General features: G+C 52.4%; 1 protein-coding gene. It reads left to right on the top strand.

What is annotated here, in order from left to right; translation table 11 throughout:
• Positions 1-786: hypothetical protein (locus ACFQNF_RS17465; RefSeq protein ID WP_380189194.1), on the top strand; the 786-nt coding region annotated here is incomplete at both ends.

Consider the following 786-nt stretch of genomic DNA (forward strand, 5'->3'; position numbering starts at 1 on the left):
TCGCAGTGACTCTACCAACGGTTGATGATGCCTTGGTTGAAATCACTCCAGAAACAGTCCCACTAACCATCGGTGGAGTAAGCGCCACCGGTGGCATTCTAGATAACGACAGCCCAGCCATTGCCGGCATTGAAGTCGGCAATCCTGGTGTGGCGGATGACAACGTCGTTGAAGGCAATAATCTGGTCTTCAACGTTACATTGAGCACAGCAACGACCAAGGTTGAAACGTACGCCTTCAATCTTGGCGGTGGTTCAGCCTCGGTGGCAGATTACGGCACCGCTACCTTCAGTAACGGCGTGACGTATAACGCCACAACGGGCTTGATTACGGTTCCGGCTGGAGTGACAAATTTCGCAGTGACCCTGCCAACGGTCGACGATGCCTTAGTTGAAATCACACCCGAAACTGTGCCTCTAACCATCGGTGGCGTTTCAGCCACCGGTGGCATTCTAGATAACGACAGCCCTGCCATTGCCGGTATCGAAGTCGGTAATCCCGGTGTGGCGGATGACAATGTAGTTGAAGGCAATAATCTAGTCTTCAACGTGACCTTGAGTACGGCAACGACTAAGGTTGAGACTTACGCCTTTAATTTGGGTGGTGGCTCTGCATCTACAGCAGATTACGGCACAGCCACCTTCAGTAACGGCGTGACGTATAACGCCACAACGGGCTTGATTACGGTTCCAGCAGGCGTCACTAGTTTCGCAGTGACCTTGCCAACGGTCGACGATGCGCTTGTAGAAATCACCCCAGAAACAGTACCTCTAACCATTGGTGGTG

The organism is Iodobacter arcticus, assembly GCF_042664895.1.
Lineage (GTDB): Bacteria > Pseudomonadota > Gammaproteobacteria > Burkholderiales > Chitinibacteraceae > Iodobacter > Iodobacter arcticus.